General features: G+C 48.4%; 14 protein-coding genes. 7 read left to right on the top strand and 7 right to left on the bottom strand.

Annotation, left to right across the window (positions count from 1 at the left end; all coding sequences use genetic code 11):
- Positions 1-140: 140 nt before the first annotated feature.
- On the top strand, positions 141-1,382 hold the full coding sequence (gene sstT, locus PGW97_RS19365; protein WP_273860479.1) for a serine/threonine transporter SstT: 1,242 nt from the start codon (positions 141-143) through the stop codon (positions 1,380-1,382).
- A 250-nt stretch (positions 1,383-1,632) separates the two neighbouring features.
- Here the strand turns inward: sstT and PGW97_RS19360 are convergent, their stop codons facing one another.
- Positions 1,633-2,601, bottom strand: coding sequence for an outer membrane beta-barrel protein (locus tag PGW97_RS19360; protein WP_047884454.1), 969 nt, complete (start codon positions 2,599-2,601; stop codon positions 1,633-1,635).
- A gap of 395 nt (positions 2,602-2,996) precedes the next feature.
- On the opposite strand from PGW97_RS19360, the gene PGW97_RS19355 reads away from it, so the two are divergent.
- On the top strand, positions 2,997-4,490 hold the full coding sequence (locus PGW97_RS19355) for an FAD-dependent oxidoreductase (RefSeq protein ID WP_273860478.1): 1,494 nt from the start codon (positions 2,997-2,999) through the stop codon (positions 4,488-4,490).
- 83 nt (positions 4,491-4,573) lie between these two features.
- Here PGW97_RS19355 and PGW97_RS19350 read toward each other — a convergent pair whose 3' ends face one another.
- The 4 genes from PGW97_RS19350 to PGW97_RS19335 form a co-directional block, all read right to left on the bottom strand.
- Entirely contained in the window at positions 4,574-4,894 is a 321-nt protein-coding gene (locus PGW97_RS19350) for a cupin domain-containing protein (RefSeq protein WP_047884456.1), read from the bottom strand.
- 301 nt (positions 4,895-5,195) lie between these two features.
- Positions 5,196-5,867, bottom strand: a complete 672-nt coding sequence (locus PGW97_RS19345; RefSeq protein WP_242551964.1) for a chromosome segregation ATPase — start codon at positions 5,865-5,867, stop codon at positions 5,196-5,198.
- Positions 5,868-5,997: 130 nt separating this feature from the next.
- Positions 5,998-6,960: a PTS transporter subunit IIC gene (locus PGW97_RS19340; protein ID WP_248827369.1), complete on the bottom strand. Its 963-nt coding sequence runs from the start codon at positions 6,958-6,960 to the stop codon at positions 5,998-6,000.
- Between the two features lie 377 nt (positions 6,961-7,337).
- On the bottom strand, positions 7,338-8,153 hold the full coding sequence (locus tag PGW97_RS19335) for a phosphotransferase family protein (RefSeq protein ID WP_273860477.1): 816 nt from the start codon (positions 8,151-8,153) through the stop codon (positions 7,338-7,340).
- A 268-nt stretch (positions 8,154-8,421) separates the two neighbouring features.
- On the opposite strand from PGW97_RS19335, the gene PGW97_RS19330 reads away from it, so the two are divergent.
- Positions 8,422-9,429: a DNA ligase gene (locus PGW97_RS19330; RefSeq protein ID WP_273860476.1), complete on the top strand. Its 1,008-nt coding sequence runs from the start codon at positions 8,422-8,424 to the stop codon at positions 9,427-9,429.
- A gap of 259 nt (positions 9,430-9,688) precedes the next feature.
- On the opposite strand, the gene PGW97_RS19325 is transcribed toward PGW97_RS19330, so the two are convergent.
- Positions 9,689-11,575, bottom strand: coding sequence for a methyl-accepting chemotaxis protein (locus PGW97_RS19325; protein ID WP_047884459.1), 1,887 nt, complete (start codon positions 11,573-11,575; stop codon positions 9,689-9,691).
- Positions 11,576-11,736: 161 nt separating this feature from the next.
- On the opposite strand from PGW97_RS19325, the gene PGW97_RS19320 reads away from it, so the two are divergent.
- From PGW97_RS19320 to PGW97_RS19310, 3 genes are read left to right on the top strand one after another with little or no spacing between them, the layout of a single operon-like run.
- On the top strand, positions 11,737-12,102 hold the full coding sequence (locus PGW97_RS19320; protein ID WP_217392930.1) for a PepSY domain-containing protein: 366 nt from the start codon (positions 11,737-11,739) through the stop codon (positions 12,100-12,102).
- Positions 12,099-12,758: a response regulator transcription factor gene (locus PGW97_RS19315; protein WP_047884461.1), complete on the top strand. Its 660-nt coding sequence runs from the start codon at positions 12,099-12,101 to the stop codon at positions 12,756-12,758. The genes PGW97_RS19320 and PGW97_RS19315 overlap by 4 nt, the downstream gene beginning before the upstream one ends.
- Positions 12,748-14,112 (top strand): ATP-binding protein, encoded by a 1,365-nt coding sequence (locus PGW97_RS19310; RefSeq protein WP_273860475.1) that lies wholly within the window; start codon positions 12,748-12,750, stop codon positions 14,110-14,112. The genes PGW97_RS19315 and PGW97_RS19310 overlap by 11 nt, the downstream gene beginning before the upstream one ends.
- Before the next feature lie 177 nt (positions 14,113-14,289).
- Here PGW97_RS19310 and PGW97_RS19305 read toward each other — a convergent pair whose 3' ends face one another.
- Entirely contained in the window at positions 14,290-14,529 is a 240-nt protein-coding gene (locus PGW97_RS19305) for a hypothetical protein (protein ID WP_242551962.1), read from the bottom strand.
- Between the two features lie 190 nt (positions 14,530-14,719).
- Between PGW97_RS19305 and PGW97_RS19300 the strand changes: the two genes are divergently transcribed.
- Positions 14,720-16,369 (top strand): ABC-ATPase domain-containing protein, encoded by a 1,650-nt coding sequence (locus PGW97_RS19300; RefSeq protein ID WP_047884464.1) that lies wholly within the window; start codon positions 14,720-14,722, stop codon positions 16,367-16,369.
- Positions 16,370-16,414 lie beyond the last annotated feature (45 nt).

The following is a 16,414-nucleotide window of genomic DNA, read 5'->3' as shown; positions in this document are numbered from 1 at the left end:
GGGGAAACAAATGTTAATATTGAGTAAAGTAAAAGTTTCTTTGATTGGCTATAGAAATATGCCACAATTCCTGTTACAAAATGCGGCGGAAGCAATATTAAATGCTTCCACATATAAGTAAAAAATAAGCAGGATGTAATATGAATCAATCACAACCCTTTCTGGCACGGGTCGCCAATGGCAGCCTCGTGGTACAAATACTCTTCGGTATTATCGCCGGTATTGTTATTGCTCTATTCTCTCCGGAATCTGCTCTCAAGGTTGGTTTCCTTGGCGGTCTGTTTGTCAGCGCGCTAAAAGCAGTTGCTCCGATTCTGGTCTTTATTCTGGTCGCATCATCCATTGCCAACCAGAAGAAAGGCGCTCACACCAACATGAAACCAATTGTTGTGCTGTATCTGTTCGGTACATTCATGGCAGCGGTGACAGCAGTAGCCATGAGTTTCCTTTTCCCAACCACTCTGACTCTGGTTACCAGTGCAACAGGTGCTAACCCGCCTGAAGGGATCACTGAGGTGATTAATACCCTGCTATTCAAGATCGTTGATAATCCAGTTAACGCTCTGATGACAGGTAACTTTATCGGCATCCTTGCATGGGCGATTGCACTAGGCTTTGCACTGCATCAGGCAAGCGATGCGACTAAGCAGGTTTTCCACGATGTCTCCAACGGTATTACGCTAATCGTTCGTTTCGTGATCCGTCTGGCACCAATCGGTATCTTCGGCCTGGTTGCGAGTACCTTTGCTGAAACCGGTTTTGACGCACTATTTGGTTACGCACACCTGTTGGGTGTACTACTGGGTTCTATGGCTGTAATTGCCTTTATCGTTAACCCTGCCATCGTGTACTTCAAAACGAAAGAAAACCCATACCCGCTGGTACTGCGTTGTATCCGCGAAAGTGGTATTACCGCATTCTTCACACGTAGTTCAGCAGCTAACATCCCTGTGAACATGCAGCTGTGTAAAGACCTGGATCTGCACGAAGATACTTACTCAGTCTCTATCCCACTGGGTGCAACCATCAACATGGGTGGTGCCGCAATCACTATCACAGTGCTGACACTGGCGGCGGTACACACAATGGGTATCAATGTTGATATTGCGACAGCGATTCTACTGAGTATTGTTGCGGCGGTTTCTGCATGTGGTGCATCTGGTGTTGCGGGCGGTTCTCTGCTGCTTATTCCTCTGGCATGTAGCCTGTTTGGCATTCCAAACGAAGTGGCAATGCAGGTTGTAGCGGTTGGCTTCATTATCGGTGTGATTCAGGATTCAGCAGAGACAGCGCTGAACAGCTCAACCGACGTGATCTTTACCGCTGCAGCATGTAAGGCTGCCGAGGCAAAGTCACAAGCGGCTGATGCTGAAGCCGCATAAATTTTTACAGGCTTTATTGGATACGCTGTGTTTCTGAGTTGTTTCTACAACGTAGTTGTTACCGGACAACAGACTAAGACAGACAGTCATCGAGACACAGCAACCAACAAGCAGAACCAAGCCCAAAATAAAAATCCAGCCCATGTGGGCTGGATTTTTTATTTGCTCTGCGTGTATCGAAAAAATCAATTACAGCAGAATCGTACCTAAACAAACAGTTGCGGTAGATATAGCTGACTTCAGATCTCGCTTACTTCGTCATTTCGAAGCCAGGAACATAGACTTCTACACGACGGTTTTGTGCACGGCCTTCATCAGTATCGTTTGATGCAACTGGCTCAAGTTCACCGCTGCCTTTCACAACAACACGGCTAGGAGAGATACCAAAGTGCTGACCAACATAACCGGCTACTTCTTTCGCACGCTCTTCAGACAGTTTCTGGTTGTATTCCAGTGAACCACGGCTGTCTGTGTGGCCTACGACGTAAAGTTTGGTATCAGGGTAATCGACCAGTTGCTGAGCCACTGGCTGAAGTTTCTGAATGTCGTCAGGAGACAATGCTTTACTGTCAAACGCAAACGGCAGAGTTGCGCTCACTGCATCAACACGCACAACTTGCGGTACAGGTTCTGGCATTGGCTCTGGTTCAACAACAGGCGCAGGTGCTGGAGCACCCCAGTGATAAACCAGGCTCACACCGTAGAAATGCACATCACTTTCACCAGGAGATGGCTTATCGCCGATTTGGTTGTAGTACTGGTACTCAAGACGCGCAGACAGGTCATTGTTAAAGAAGTATTCCGCACCAACACCCGCTGTTCCGCTGACACCGGTATCACTTTCGTTCACAACACCATTGTCAGCATCAAACCAGTAACCACCCGCTTTCAGGTAAAGATCAAACGACTTAGAAACTTCGTAAGTGAATTTACCCACGAAATCCATACCCTGAACTTCAAAGCCGTCATTCAGATAATCAGCCTGACCCAGGTAGGTATAACCTACTTCAACGCCAAACCATTTGTTGAAGTTATAACCAAGGAATGCACCGCCACCCCAGTCATTCTTATCAAGATCCTGACCACTGAGGACACCATCCTGATTATCGAAGGTTGTCCCACCAACTCGAGCACCGACATACCAAGGGTTATCTGTCGCTGCGCTCACCGTACCTGAAATCAAAATAGCCAACGGTAGCAATTTTAAGATTTTTGCCATACGTTTTGTTCCTTTTTTTGTTTATGCCACTGCCTAAAGTTATGTGTAGAACACTCTGGATGTTTGTACAAATTTCCTTACCAAAAAAATCACCAGTTTTAGAGGTCGCTGTTTTTTGGTGAGTTTACGGCTTAGCTTACAGCCATCCTATGTGCACCCTATCACCCAAAAGCAAATACATGCTAACTGTGAACGTAAACCTCATCAATAACATAGGATAAATTTGACACAATATTGAACTTTTTTAATCAATAACACTCCTTGTCTTTAATTTCTGACAGTGTCATGAGACAGAATTCGAATGTCCCTAAAGTTTTTCGGTTTTCAATAACTCCCCTGCACAGTAGAATCGACCCAGTTTCAACAGATTATTTTTGAAAACGGCTTACTCATTTATGAAAGATCAAGGCTTCGCTGCAGATCCTCAACACAGCCCGCTGTCGGTAGGTATCATCGGTGGTGGTATTGCAGGTTCAACCATCGCACTACGTCTGGCCGAATTAGGTATTGAGGTAGAACTGTTTGAAGAAGGGAGCAGCCTGGTCAATGGGCCGCCAATCTGCCACTTGCACGCAGGGGGGAACCTCTATCGGGAGATTTCTGACGAGCAGTGCCTTACCCTGCTAAAACAGTCCATCGAGACACTTAAAGTATTTCCGCACACCACCAATATTCGCCCGACAGTGGTCGCTATACCGCAGCATGATGCCGGTCAGCCAGACGCCCTGCTGCCACGTCTGACTCAGCTTCAGGCTGCTTACCGCCAGTTGGTTAATGAAGATGTCGGAAATCGTGTCCTGGGTAATCCCGAACATTACTTCAAGCTGTACGATCGTGCGGCTATGGAGCAACTACGCTGCCAGCCTAACCCTGTTACGCCAACACGTCTTGATGACTGGATGATTCCTGTTGCCAAACATCTGGAACTGGATAAGTTTAAATACCCGATGGTACTGGTACAGGAATATGGATGGAGTGTGTTCCGTCTGGCCGCCACAGCCAATCTGGCTTTGGATCGGTTACCAAGCTGCCAGGTACACACGCGTAGCCGCGTGGTAAAAGTGAATCAGGAAGCCAATTTACGTTGGAGCATCGAGTTTGAACAGTACGATTCTGCTTCGCAGCAGTCTCAACGTCTCAGCACGCAAGTGGATTATCTGGTCAATGCCTGCGGTTTCCAGACCGGTGTTATTGATGATTTGGCCAAACTGAAACGTCAGCGATTGGTGGAATTCAAAGCCGCCTATGTTACCCGTTGGCTGGAATGTGAAGGCGTTTGGCCGGAGGTCATTTTCCATGGTGAACGCGGCACTCCGGATGGCATGGCGCAGCTCACTCCTTATCCTGATGGATTTTTCCAGTTACATGGAATGACAGAAGACATCACCTTGTTCCGTGAAGGGCTGGTTGCCAGCACGCCGGACAGTGCCCAACCAAAGCTGGCTGAACGCTTCATCCGTAAGCTGACTACCGGGTGGCAAACTGAAGATATTCACCTGCGCTCGCAGCGAGCTATCAGTCATATCGCCCGTTTTGTTCCGGCGTACGAGTCCGCGACGATTGGCGGTAAACCACTGTTCGGTGCTCAGCAAATTCCCGGTGATGATGCCACTCTGCGGGCTGCCGATATTTCTTTTGACGGGCACCGTTACGCTAGAACAGAAATTGTAAAAGCGTCTTCTGCACTATCCGCCGCTGACAGTATTTTGGAAAAGTTACAACGTGATGGTTTAATCACGCTGAAGTCCGGTTCAGAGAGTCAGAAAAACGCCTTCCCGGTGACATCGTCACTTTCTCATCATGAAGTGGAATCGAAGGCGATTGAGCTGGCTATAGAACGCGAATACCCGGAAGCACTGGCAAAAACATTGTCTTATCCGTTAGCTTGAGATTGTCTTCGCTCCTGAAAGATCTCAACTGTTGGCTTAAGTACAACAGTTAAAACACGCAGTGTCACTTCTCAGTGTGTGCATTAATCATGGTAAAAAATGGCAAGCCAGATGGTCTCTTCATCTGGCTTGGTCCATGAAACCTGATGGCGGACATGAGCGGGAATATTAACGTAATCCCCTTCATTCAGACTGATTTCCTTCATCCCTTCTTGAAACAGCAATCGGGCCTGTCCTTTAACCACCATAACCCATTCATGCTCATCCTGATCGTACCATTGATCTGTCGGTGTCGTATGGCCACGCGAAACAATCCGCTCAATCCTAACTTGGGACGTCGAAACCAAATCCTCCATCAATTCTTCGGGTAATGCGCCGGGAATGGCATGAAATACGTTCGGCATTTTTCGGGTTCCTTTGTTTAAAACCGATGAGTAATTTTTTCATTTCTGGTTTCTGGTTTCGGTATTGGCTTTTGAATTGGGGTTCAGGATTCCATTTCCGTGCTGCCTTTCATCAGTGCTTCTGGCTCTGGTACAAATAGACTTCATGACCAGGTCGACATACATGTCACTTGTTACTCGTAAAAACTATTCTGCTGCCACCTTAGGTTTAACAAAAAAAGACGAGGGATTTCCTCGTCTTTTTGGCGTTCTTCATTAACTGGCTCGCAGCCTGCGCGTTGTGAGCAGAGGTTAAAGGCAATTAAGGTTTTGGGATCTCAATATCAATCTTCTGATTAAGCTCTGCCAATTCCTGCTCTAACGCAGTTTGCTGCGCCTGCGCATCATCGACAGCTTTTAAACGGGCTTCATATTTGTCACAATCGGCCTGAGATACCCAGTTCCAACTAGTACCGGACTTAAATTCATCACAAGCCTTCTTGAACTCTTTCGCTTTACGCTTTGCCGTACTGACATCCACTTCCGCCTGAGCAACCTGCTTTTGCAATAAAAGCTGTTGCTGATAAAGCGCTTTAGAGTTATCCAAAACCTTTTTCTGTTTTTCAGCCGTTGATGCCAGTTCAACAACCTGATTTTCCAGTTTCTTCTTGGTTACCACCACCGTTTTTTTGATGGTTTGCTGTTGCTGCTTCAGCTGGGCGATTTCCTGCTCATATTTGCTTTTCTGCGCATCAAGCGCTTCTTCTTTTTGTCGCAGCAAGGTATTAATCGCTTCAAGTTCGAGTGCTTTATCCGTTTCGAACTGCTCAAATCGCGCCGTCATCGACTCTTGTTCACTTACCAACTGGGCATTTTTCTGCAACAGTTCATCATAAGCTTCCTGACTCGGACCCGGTTCACGCTGTAAAGCGGCAGTGGCTAAGATTCCGCCTAACACTAAACCAGCCACTAAAGATACTTTCCAAGATGTCATACTTTTATCCATGCTCTGTCGGTAACCAAGACCACCAGATAATAATTTTCTCTATGTTACCAGTATAGGTGAGCACGAATGTCAAAGTAATATCAAACATCCTGAAAAAACAGGGGAATAGTTCAATTGCTTACTTAGTGCCCGAAACATCCAGCGCCAGATCCCCCGGTTTAATCCACCCTTTCTTGCGCATCAGTTCTGAGAAACACAACGTCAGCACGGCAGGTAACACCAAATGCAGCAAGATAATGCTCAGGTAAATATCACTGCTTTGCCAGCCAGCGGCCTCAAGAGCAATATATGACTGAATCTGTCCGACCAAACCGGATGTCCCCATCCCCGCCCCGAGCGGTGTGTTTTCCATTGAGAACACCAGGGTCGAAATGGGTCCAAGGATAGCGGAGGTCAAAATAGTCGGATACCAGATTTTAGGGTTACGGATGATATTGGGCATTTGCAGCATCGAAGTCCCCAGTCCCTGCGCGACCAAACCCGACCAACGGTTTTCGCGAAAACTCATCACCGCAAAACCAATCATCTGCGCACAGCAACCAACGGTTGCCGCCCCTGCAGCCAGTCCGTTAAGGCTTAACATAATCGCAATCGCCGCACTGCTGATTGGCAGTGTTAATGCCATCCCCATCAATACCGCAACCACCATGCCCATCAATAGCGGCTGCAACTGAGTGGCTGACATAACCAAATCGCCTAACGAAGTCATGAGCGCACCGATGTAAGGGCCTATCCAGGCACCAACGGCCACACCACAAATCACTGTCACGGCCGGTGTGACCAGGATATCCACTTTGGTTTCACCTGCCACCAGCTTACCGGTTTCCGTCGCAACCAAAGCGGCAACAAACGCACCGACCGGCCCGCCAACTGCAGCACCTGCGGCTCCAACTGTCGTGACAGAGAACAGAACCAACGGCGGTGCTTTCAGGGCATAAGCCACAGCAACGGCAATGGCCGGCCCTGTCATTTGTTTTGCCAGCGGCCATAGAGTGTCCGTAAACAACGGAATACCGAACTTGATGCCAATAGTATTAAGAATCGAGCCAATCAGCAGAGACGAAAACAAACCCAACGCCATAAAGCTCATGGCATGAATCAAATAAGTATGCGCTGATAGTGAGATGTTTTTTCGTGCCAGAAAAGCACTTAAACGGGATGAGAATAGCTGCTGTTGTTGCATATTTTTATAATGTTGTATGAAAAATGTGGTGATTGAACATAAAGATGGCGGATTTTATCTCACTCAAGGCTGGGTGCCAATGACGTCTGCCATCTTTATGTTGCTGCTTTTCTTATAAAATATGCACTCAATATCATTTCTGGGTCATTATCAGGCATTTGTCATTCGCAAAGCACCTGCAAATAGCTCATTGCACCTGTCGCCTAGCATCTGGCATCTGGCATCTGGCATCTTCATATTTCGTACGTCCCTGGATCACAGCACACGCTCCACTTTCACAGAACACTCAGGTTGCAGAGTTTATGGGAGTGCTGTAGCCAATCGGGTAAGACCTGGCGATACCAGTCGAGATATTTTCCGATAGCAGGGTGCTTCCTTTGCTTTAGGATGGTGACGACTTCAACAATGAGCCAGGCTTTTGCCAGTGCAATATGACGAATCAATTCAGCCCGTGATGGGACGGTGCCCGAGGAACAATGACGATGGGCTAAGTACATGTCTGCCATTGCTTCGTAGTTATCACGGCTTCCCATGCCGGGAATCATTGGTGCCAAATCTATGGCTGGATGCCCCACTGTAAATCGCTCCCAGTCGAACTGGCAGAGTTGCCCTGCCTTATTTCTCCCCCAATTGCCTTCATTGCTGTCACCGGACAAAAAGTGCAGCGGTTCAAACAAATAATCCGACTGACTTTGTAATTCCACCATAACCCGTGCCGTGTGATGATCAAGTCTGAGAGCATCAAGTGCCTGTTCAGTGGCGAACAACGTCCAGGTGCAGGTAAACATGGGTGGACGACTCATAATCCCTTTCACCTCATGTAACGCCGCAAGGTGAGCCAATGCCTGCATGAGTGATGCATCAGTTAATTGCACTTTAGTGGGTAGATATTCAATTACTAACCGGCGGGTACTGACATCACATGCCAGTAAGTTCGGTGTTTGCACGCCGAGAGGCTGCAACTCAGGTGCAACATCGCGGTAAAAGATCATTTCCAGCAGTGAGGCGTCTGTCTTTTGAATCGCCCAATTCCCCTGCCAATAAATTTTCTTAACACTTGATGCCCCCATTTGTGCCAATTCTTCAGCCATGGACTCAACTCTCCCTGTTGCCGGACTTCAGTCGCCTGTAAATTGATTTAAGTAATCAGTTTATTAACTTAAGCGGCTCTGTACAGGCAACTTTCTCACCGCTTTTGAGCCGTCAGTCTACCCGCAATTTCAGTGTAAATGCTCCATCCATTGCATAACTGGTGATAGGTCTCCCGAAATTACGTGTATCAGGCGGCCAGAACCTGTCTTCATCACATACCACAGGTATTAGGGTAAAGATCCCGTTTCCATGAACGCAGGTAACATTATGAGCCAACCCGTGATTCAGCCTTCTCGCCTTGCCATGCTGGCCGCACTGATCGGCCTAAGTATCAGCCCTTTCGGGGTTTGTGCTTCATCCCAATCTTTGCAACTCAATCCAGATTCAGTTGCTCCAGAGCCTTTACAATCCCCATTCACTGTCATGCGATCAAGCCCTGTCAGCCTTGAAACACTGCATGCAATTATCACTGCCCAAAATGCAGTACCTCATCCTATCGCTAGAGATAGCTCTGGCACCGTTACCGAGGGATCCTTATCACTCAATGATTATTTTGTAAGTGAAAAGCTGGATGGCATTCGTGCGATTTGGGATGGCGTTCAGCTGAAAACGCGGCAGGGAAACCCTATTTATGCCCCTGACTGGTTCACCCGTTCGTTACCCCGACAGACCATCATTGAAGGTGAATTATGGATTGGTCGTGGCCAATTTCAGACACTGGCAACCATTATCAGGGATAAAGTTCCTAATGCTCAGCAATGGCAGGCTGTCAACTTTATGCTGTTTGATGCACCTTCTGTCGCAGGCCCCTTCAAAACACGTTTAGAGGCGCTTTCTAGTTTATCGCAGCACATTGATGAACCCTTTATTCGTGTCATTGAGCAACGCAGGCTTGAACGCTATGTGCAACTTGAAACGCTGTTAAAGCATATTGATACCGACGGCGGTGAAGGGGTCATGCTTCATCACAAAAACAACGCCTATCAGAATGGTATCAGTAACGGACTTATCAAGCTAAAGACGCACCAAGACAGCGAAGCCATTATTGTGGGATACGAGCCGGGTAAAGGAAAATACACGGGAAAGATGGGAGCAATCTGGGTACAAACCTCAGACAATATCCGATTCAAAATTGGAAGTGGATTCTCTGACCTTGAACGTGCTAACCCACCGCCCATAGGCAGTACTGTTCAATTCAGATTTAACGGCTATACCGACCGTGGCATCCCACGCTTTGCCCGTTTTATTCGTCTTCGTGAAAGTCCGGACATTTAACTCAGCCTGGCCGTTAATGCGCAGATTTTTAAACCACAATTTTTAAACCATATTTTTTTAACCACCGTTTTTTAACCACATCTAAAACCCTTATTAATAGTCTCTCATCTATGCGCAGGAGATACGCGGGGTTCAAGGTGATAAACACCGTTCAAACTGAAAAAAACGCGCCAAAAATAAAAACGCCCTGCATGAATGACTCCATACAGGGCGTTTGCTGATGTATTAAACAGATACTCGAATTACAGCTTGACTCGAACTACAGTTTGTAGCGTCTTACCTCAAGCTCAAGCTGGTCTGCCAGGGCTTTCAGGTTCTCAGCCTGTTTCGCGGCTTCCAGCGCTTCCTGAGCCATTTGGTTAGCCACTTCCTGCACGCCTTCTGTATTTCGGCTGATTTCAGCCGTCACACTTGACTGCTCTTCGGCAGCAGACGCAATTTGTGTCGCCATATCACTTATCAGGTTTATTTCACGCGTGATGCTGCTGATGCTGACACCTGCGGCATCCACATCCTGTACGCTGGTTTCTGCCAACTGATGGCTGTCACTCATAACAGTAACCGCCTGACGAGTGGTTGACTGCAAGGTCTCAATCATCGACTGGATTTCTTCCGTTGAGGTATGAGTACGCTGGGACAATACGCGCACTTCGTCAGCCACAACCGCAAAACCACGACCTTGCTCACCGGCACGAGCAGCTTCAATGGCCGCATTCAAAGCCAGTAGATTTGTTTGCTCAGCAATAGCACGGATAGTCGACAGAATCGTGCTGATCTTCTGGGCATGCTCATTCAGCACTTCAATAATGCCAACGGCGCTGTTTACTTCGCTGGCCAGATTACCAATAGAGGACTGACTTTGGCTGACCTGCTGATGGCCTTCTCCCGCCAGGGTCACTGCCTGTTCAGCCGTCTTTGCGGTGTGCTCAGCATTGCCGGCAATTTCCTGCGTTGCACTGGCCATTTCCGTCACCGCCGTCGCCACCATGGTGATTTCATCCTGCTGCTGACGGATATTTTCGCTGCGTTGTGTCGCCGCTGCGGCCGCTTCTGCCGCATTTCGGTTCAGCTCACTGGTAATATCGCGCAGCTGACAAGCCATCACATGCTGACGTGCCACAAACTGATTAAAGTTTGATGCCAGCTTGCCCACTTCATCCTCGCTGTTGACATCAATGCGTACCGTCAGATCCCCTTCACCGTTGGCAATATCTGCCAGTGCCATCGACACATTGTTCAGCTCGCGTAACTGACGGGTCAGCATCCAGCTGACAACACCACCTACACCCAGCATCACAATCAAACCAATGATAATTTCATCAATCAGCATTTGCTGCAGCGGCGCTTCCAGTACTGCTTTATCCATGACCAGAACCAGAGCCCAGCCAGAGGCCTCAACCGTGTTCACCGCAACGGCTCGCTCTCGGCCATCAAAGTTACTGAAGAAGAAACCACCTTCTCGCATCGCATTTTGAAGTATGCCTGCAGACAAACCCAGCTCAGACAACGGCTTTAGCTGCAACTGACCGTTCGGGTGTGCCACTACAATCTGATTATTCAGATCTAACAGCATGGCATAACCGTCGCCCGGTACTGGAATATTCAGAACATCCTGTGTCAGCTTACCCAATGCCAGGTTTGCCCCGACAACACCTTGCATCTGACCAAGCTTATTGACTGGCTCAGCCAGCGTCACGACCAGTGTCTGCATTGTGTGGCTGATATAAGGTGCAGTGATGATGGCTTTGCCCGCAGACTGCGCCTGCTTATACCAACCGCGCGTACGAGGGTCATAACCCGCCGTGTTCAGGCTCGGATCATGACGGAACATTTGCCCCTCACGACTGCCGTAGTAGCTTAGCCCGAATTCACCGGAGTCCAGCGACTGCTTCAAGTGGGCAACAACATCCGGATTGTCCTGTCGTTCCAGAACTTTAACCACAGCTGAAACTGCAGCTTGCTTCCCATAAAGCCAATCATCAATCCCCTTGGTCACCGCTATAGCCGTATGTTTACTTTCACTTTTGATCGACTGCCAGACCTGATCTTTTGCCGACAGGTACGAAAAGCTTCCAAGGGCGACAGCCGTAATAGAAATGGCGGCAAAGCTCGACAGCAAAAGCTTTGCTTTTAATGATAACTGCATCGCATCCCTTAATTGTTTGTAAATTGTTAATAAAAAAGAGGTTTTAAGTGTGAGCACTATATTATATGCGACTTGTGAATAGTACTTTTTTAATCAAAACCCACTAAATTTCATGATGATATTCATTCCAGATTCATCAAGGTTTCGTTACACTCAAACTCATGAATAGTAAACGCCTTTTATTACACTCACTGATTCTGGCTGCATCACTTTCTGTCATCAGTCCGGCCGCATTCTGTGTCGATGATGTCCCGCTGGAAGTTGATGAACGCCAAACGGATGTCATGCTTGCCGTTGAGCAGGGCTTAATTCGTCCTTATTCCGAGCTTCAGGCCAAAGTAAAACGTCAGCTCAATGGCAGAATCATCAAAGTAGAGCTGGAAGAAGACGACGGTGTCTGGGTTTATGAGCTCAAGCTACTCGATCCGAAAAATAATGTCGTTAAAGTCGAGTACGAAGCCAAAACTCTCACCCTAACCGAAATAAAAGGCCGTGGTTTAGAACACATTATCAAGGATTCCGAATGAAAGTACTGGTGGTAGAAGACGAACTAGCCCTTGGGGATCAAATTGTCGCCGGACTTGAACAAAGTGGCTGGGTTGCGGAATTATCCAGTGACGGGATTGACGCGTTATACCGTGCCACATCAGAGCCATGGGATGCCATAGTGCTCGATTTGGGGTTGCCAAAACTGGACGGTCTGACCGTGTTAAAAGGCATTCGTGAAGAACACGTCTCCTGTCCGGTGATTATTCTGAGTGCCCGTAACGAGTTGACCCAGCGAGTGGAAGGGCTAAATGCCGGGGCCGATGATTATCTGACCAAGCCCTTTCAAATGGTTGAACTTATCGCCCGTTTACGTGCTCAGCTCCGACGTTCAACCGGCAATGCCTCACCGGTGATTCAGGTGGGTGGTTTAAGCCTCGATACACGTAGTTCCAAAGTCACTCACAATGGTGAAGATATTTCACTGACTGCCCTCGAATTTAAAGTGTTGTCGTACATGATGCACAACGCTGACAAAGTGATTTCCCGTACCGAGCTGGTTGAACATATCTACAAACAGGATTTCGATCGAGACTCCAATACCATTGAGGTTTTTATCGGGCGTATCCGACGTAAGATTGGCGGCGATGTGATCAAAACCGTTCGTGGCCTCGGATACCGAATCAATGCAGATTAATCCTGCATCCAGCCCTCTGCCGAGTCTACGCAGCCGACTGCTGCTGGCAGCGGCGGTATGGCTGTTGGGCATTACTGCTGCGGCAAGTTATGTGGTGCCGACTTTCATCAAAAGCTATCTCGTCGACCAAGAGAAAGAGCAACTCTATCTCTATATGGATGAACTGACAGCGATGGTGGATGTCGACAGCACCCGTAATGTCATTCCGCCCAAGCGGCTTTCTAATCCTCGTTTTCAGCAGCCTTACAGTGGCCTTTACTGGAGCCTGAGCATCAACGGGCTCGAATTACGATCACGCTCGCTATGGGATACCCGTATTCAAGGAGACGAAGAAAATGGCTACACCGGCCCTAATCAGCAGTCTTTGCTGGTCGTAAAACGTCAGTTCTTCTTGCCGGAAAAAGAGGAGCCGGTCGATGTAGTCATTGCCGCGAACCAGGAACCGTTACTTCACACCCTGAAACAGCTGACTAACGGGCTGTGGATGATTCTGACGGTGATGGTCATCGGGATTCTGATCTTGATCTGGTTTCAGGTCAGCTGGTCGCTGCTACCGCTGCGTCGTCTGCAGCAGAAGCTCAAACAAGTTCGTGATGGTGAAGCTTCAGAGCTCAGCGGTCGCTACCCGGCGGAAATCCGCCCGGTTGTTGATGATTTAAATGCCCTGCTCTTCCACTATCAGGAAGTGCTGGAACGCGCCAGAAACCATGCCGGTAATTTGTCTCATGCCCTGAAAACCCCTATAGCCGTGCTTCACAATGAAGTCGGAAAGCTGCCGCCAGAAGAAAAAGCGCGTTTGCAGCCAACACTGGCCCAACTTCAGCAACACATTGATTACCATCTGGGCCGTGCCCGTATGGCTGGTGCAGCCAATATTCTCGCCGCCAAAACCGCTCCGTCTTTGCGAGTGGATGCCATTTCAATGGCGATGGATAAAGTGTATGTAGAAAGAGATCTTATCCTGGTTAATGAGCTGGACAGTGATTTAATGGTAGCGGTAGAGAAACGGGATTTGGATGAAATTCTGGGTAACCTGATCGAAAACAGCTACAAATGGGCAACCAGCCTGATTCGCGTTCACCAGTTGCCTCCGACCCCAGGCACAAAAACGACTGAGAGCGACAGAGACACGGTGACCATCGTTATTGACGATGATGGGCCCGGTATTGATGCGCAAGCCTGTCAGGACGCCATGAAGCGCGGAGTGAGGCTGGATGAAACCACACCGGGTACCGGACTGGGGCTCAGTATTGTTGCAGAACTGACCCATACTTATCGGGGTCGCCTCGGGCTGGATAAAAGCCCGCTAGGCGGATTACGGGCAACGGTTCAGTTGCCGAAACCACGTAACTAGTTGCACATAAGTGGCGACAAGTAACTCGCAACTCATCTAATGACCTGATAAAACTTACCTGATGTAACCAGGCGCAACAGTTCCGGTGGTTATCACCCTGAACGATGATCACCGGAAGCTAATGCGACAAGAACGGCAACAAGCCTGTTTCATCTCACTTGTACCGATGAAGCAGGCTTACATCGGCCACAGGGTCAAATTCAGAATCCGAATCACGATACCCAACATCAGTACGCCGATACCCAGGCGATACCATTTGTACTCACTGACCGTCATCCCAATGCGCTTATAAAACATTTTCACAATCCCGCCCCAGTCACTGGTACGGCGGCCATATTGCACAATGCCGGTCATTAACATGCCAATACCTGTCAGAACAAACAGGTATTCAGCTACACTCATCGCTACAGGTAACATGACCATACTCCTTTGATAATGTCTGTTTCATTAAATGACACCATCAAAAGGGCTTCAATTAGACGATGGTAGGACACCTGAGTGCCAGTTTTAAAGAATAAGCACTGAAAACCTAAAGATTATATGCGTCTCAAAAAGGTTTGGTGTAGAATCCTGCCCCCGGAATTTAAAACGAAGGTATCGAGTCGACATGCAATTACTCGAAGCAAAACTACATAAAATTGACCGTCACAATTACCGCAGCTACTCCAGCCTACGCGGAGAATACCATTTCGTTGACTTCGATTTCTTCATCGATATTACTCAGGCAGATCCCTATGCCCCGGCTTCACGAGTTCGCGCTCGCCGCAAATGGTCGCTGACCGATCTGGAATGGCTCAAAGAACAGTCTCCTGATTACCAACGGGCTGCCCGTGATTTCATTGCCCGTCAGTTTGCAGAACTGGCCCAACAGATCAACGAAATTCAGATTGATCGCCCGGGACAGTGCATTATTGACCGCACAGCCGTTGTCTTTGACGATGATGCACTTGAACTGCGTTTTCGCGTTGATCTGCCATCTGACGGTCGCACCATTATTGCAAAGAAAACCCTCAATCTGCTGACGTTTACACTACCGAAAATTATCCGTCGCGCCACCATTGCCCGAGAACTGCCAATGGAAGCGCTGAAACGTCATTGTGAAACCGTTGAAGATCAGGTTGCGCTGCGTAAACAGCTTTCTGATAAAGGGCTGATGGCTTTCGTTGCTGATGACAGCATTCTGCCGCGTCTGGCCGGTAACAGTGAACTGCCGATGCCTGATGCTATTCCGTTTGTCAGCCCGGAAAGTCTGGCGGTAGAGCTGGTTGCCCCTCACCGTGGTAAAATTCGGGGCATGGGTGTGCCAAAAGGCATTACCATGATTGTTGGTGGCGGTTTTCACGGTAAATCAACGCTGCTGAACGCGATTGAGAGCTCAGTGTACGACCATATTCCTGGTGATGGCCGCGAATATATTGTCACGGATGAATCGGCTACGAAGATCCGCGCAGAAGACGGCCGTTGTGTGCATCAGGTTGACCTAACCCCATACATCAGTAATCTGCCTATGGGTAAAGATACCAGCATGTTCTCGACCCAGAATGCTTCCGGCTCAACGTCTCAGGCGGCCTGGCTGCAGGAATCCATTGAATCGGGTGCCAATGCCCTGCTGATCGATGAAGATACTTCTGCGTCGAACTTCATGATTCGTGACGAGCGCATGCAAGCCCTGATTGCGAAAAATGATGAACCGATTACTCCACTGGTCGATCGCATTTCTCTGCTGCGTGATCAGCTAGGTATTTCTGTTCTGCTGGTTATGGGCGGTTCGGGCGACTACCTGGACGTTGCCGATACCGTGATTCAGATGCACAACTATCAAGCTCTGGATGTCACAGAAAAAGCCAAAGCCGTGATTGCCGAGCATCCTACCCGTCGTCAACTTGAAGGCAGCAGCGAGATCACACGCCCGCGTACCCGTCAGCTGAATCGTGTGGCGATGAAAGCCCTGCTTGAAGATGGTAAGTTCCGTATTCAGGTGAAAGACAAATCGTCCCTGCGCTTTGGCCGCGAGTACGTTGATTTGCAGGCACTTGAGCAAGTCGCAGATTCCAGCCAGTTGCATGCGGTTGGCTGGCTGTGGTTCCAGATTGCACAAAACAAAGGCTGGGAGAAAAACCCGAGCAAAGCGTTTGAAACCATGCTGGCAGACGACAACTGGTTCCGTACAATGCCTAACTACGGTGATATTGCTAAACCTCGCGTGATTGAGGTTATGGCAGTGCTTAACCGGATGCGTAAAGCGGAATTTAAGTAAGCCACATCTCCTGGTTAGGGAATTGATGATTCCTCAGCCAAACAA

The sequence above is a fragment of the Photobacterium sp. GSS17 genome (assembly GCF_028621875.1).
Classification (GTDB): Bacteria; Pseudomonadota; Gammaproteobacteria; order Enterobacterales; family Vibrionaceae; genus Photobacterium; species Photobacterium ganghwense.
Note: the sequence above shows the minus strand (reverse complement) of the source record. Positions and strands in the feature narration are given on the sequence as shown.

What these genes read in the sequence shown, in the direction of transcription:
- PGW97_RS19305 (WP_242551962.1), bottom strand. Translation starts at nt 14,529, where the DNA reads ATGTTACCTGTAGCGATGAGTGTAGCTGAATACCTGTTTGTTCTGACA.
- PGW97_RS19335 (WP_273860477.1), bottom strand. Translation starts at nt 8,153, where the DNA reads ATGGCTGAAGAATTGGCACAAATGGGGGCATCAAGTGTTAAGAAAATT.
- PGW97_RS19355 (WP_273860478.1), top strand. Translation starts at nt 2,997, where the DNA reads ATGAAAGATCAAGGCTTCGCTGCAGATCCTCAACACAGCCCGCTGTCG.
- PGW97_RS19360 (WP_047884454.1), bottom strand. Translation starts at nt 2,601, where the DNA reads ATGGCAAAAATCTTAAAATTGCTACCGTTGGCTATTTTGATTTCAGGT.
- PGW97_RS19340 (WP_248827369.1), bottom strand. Translation starts at nt 6,960, where the DNA reads ATGGCGTTGGGTTTGTTTTCGTCTCTGCTGATTGGCTCGATTCTTAAT.
- PGW97_RS19350 (WP_047884456.1), bottom strand. Translation starts at nt 4,894, where the DNA reads ATGCCGAACGTATTTCATGCCATTCCCGGCGCATTACCCGAAGAATTG.
- PGW97_RS19315 (WP_047884461.1), top strand. Translation starts at nt 12,099, where the DNA reads ATGAAAGTACTGGTGGTAGAAGACGAACTAGCCCTTGGGGATCAAATT.
- PGW97_RS19330 (WP_273860476.1), top strand. Translation starts at nt 8,422, where the DNA reads ATGAGCCAACCCGTGATTCAGCCTTCTCGCCTTGCCATGCTGGCCGCA.
- PGW97_RS19320 (WP_217392930.1), top strand. Translation starts at nt 11,737, where the DNA reads ATGAATAGTAAACGCCTTTTATTACACTCACTGATTCTGGCTGCATCA.
- sstT (WP_273860479.1), top strand. Translation starts at nt 141, where the DNA reads ATGAATCAATCACAACCCTTTCTGGCACGGGTCGCCAATGGCAGCCTC.
- PGW97_RS19300 (WP_047884464.1), top strand. Translation starts at nt 14,720, where the DNA reads ATGCAATTACTCGAAGCAAAACTACATAAAATTGACCGTCACAATTAC.
- PGW97_RS19345 (WP_242551964.1), bottom strand. Translation starts at nt 5,867, where the DNA reads ATGACATCTTGGAAAGTATCTTTAGTGGCTGGTTTAGTGTTAGGCGGA.
- PGW97_RS19325 (WP_047884459.1), bottom strand. Translation starts at nt 11,575, where the DNA reads ATGCAGTTATCATTAAAAGCAAAGCTTTTGCTGTCGAGCTTTGCCGCC.
- PGW97_RS19310 (WP_273860475.1), top strand. Translation starts at nt 12,748, where the DNA reads ATGCAGATTAATCCTGCATCCAGCCCTCTGCCGAGTCTACGCAGCCGA.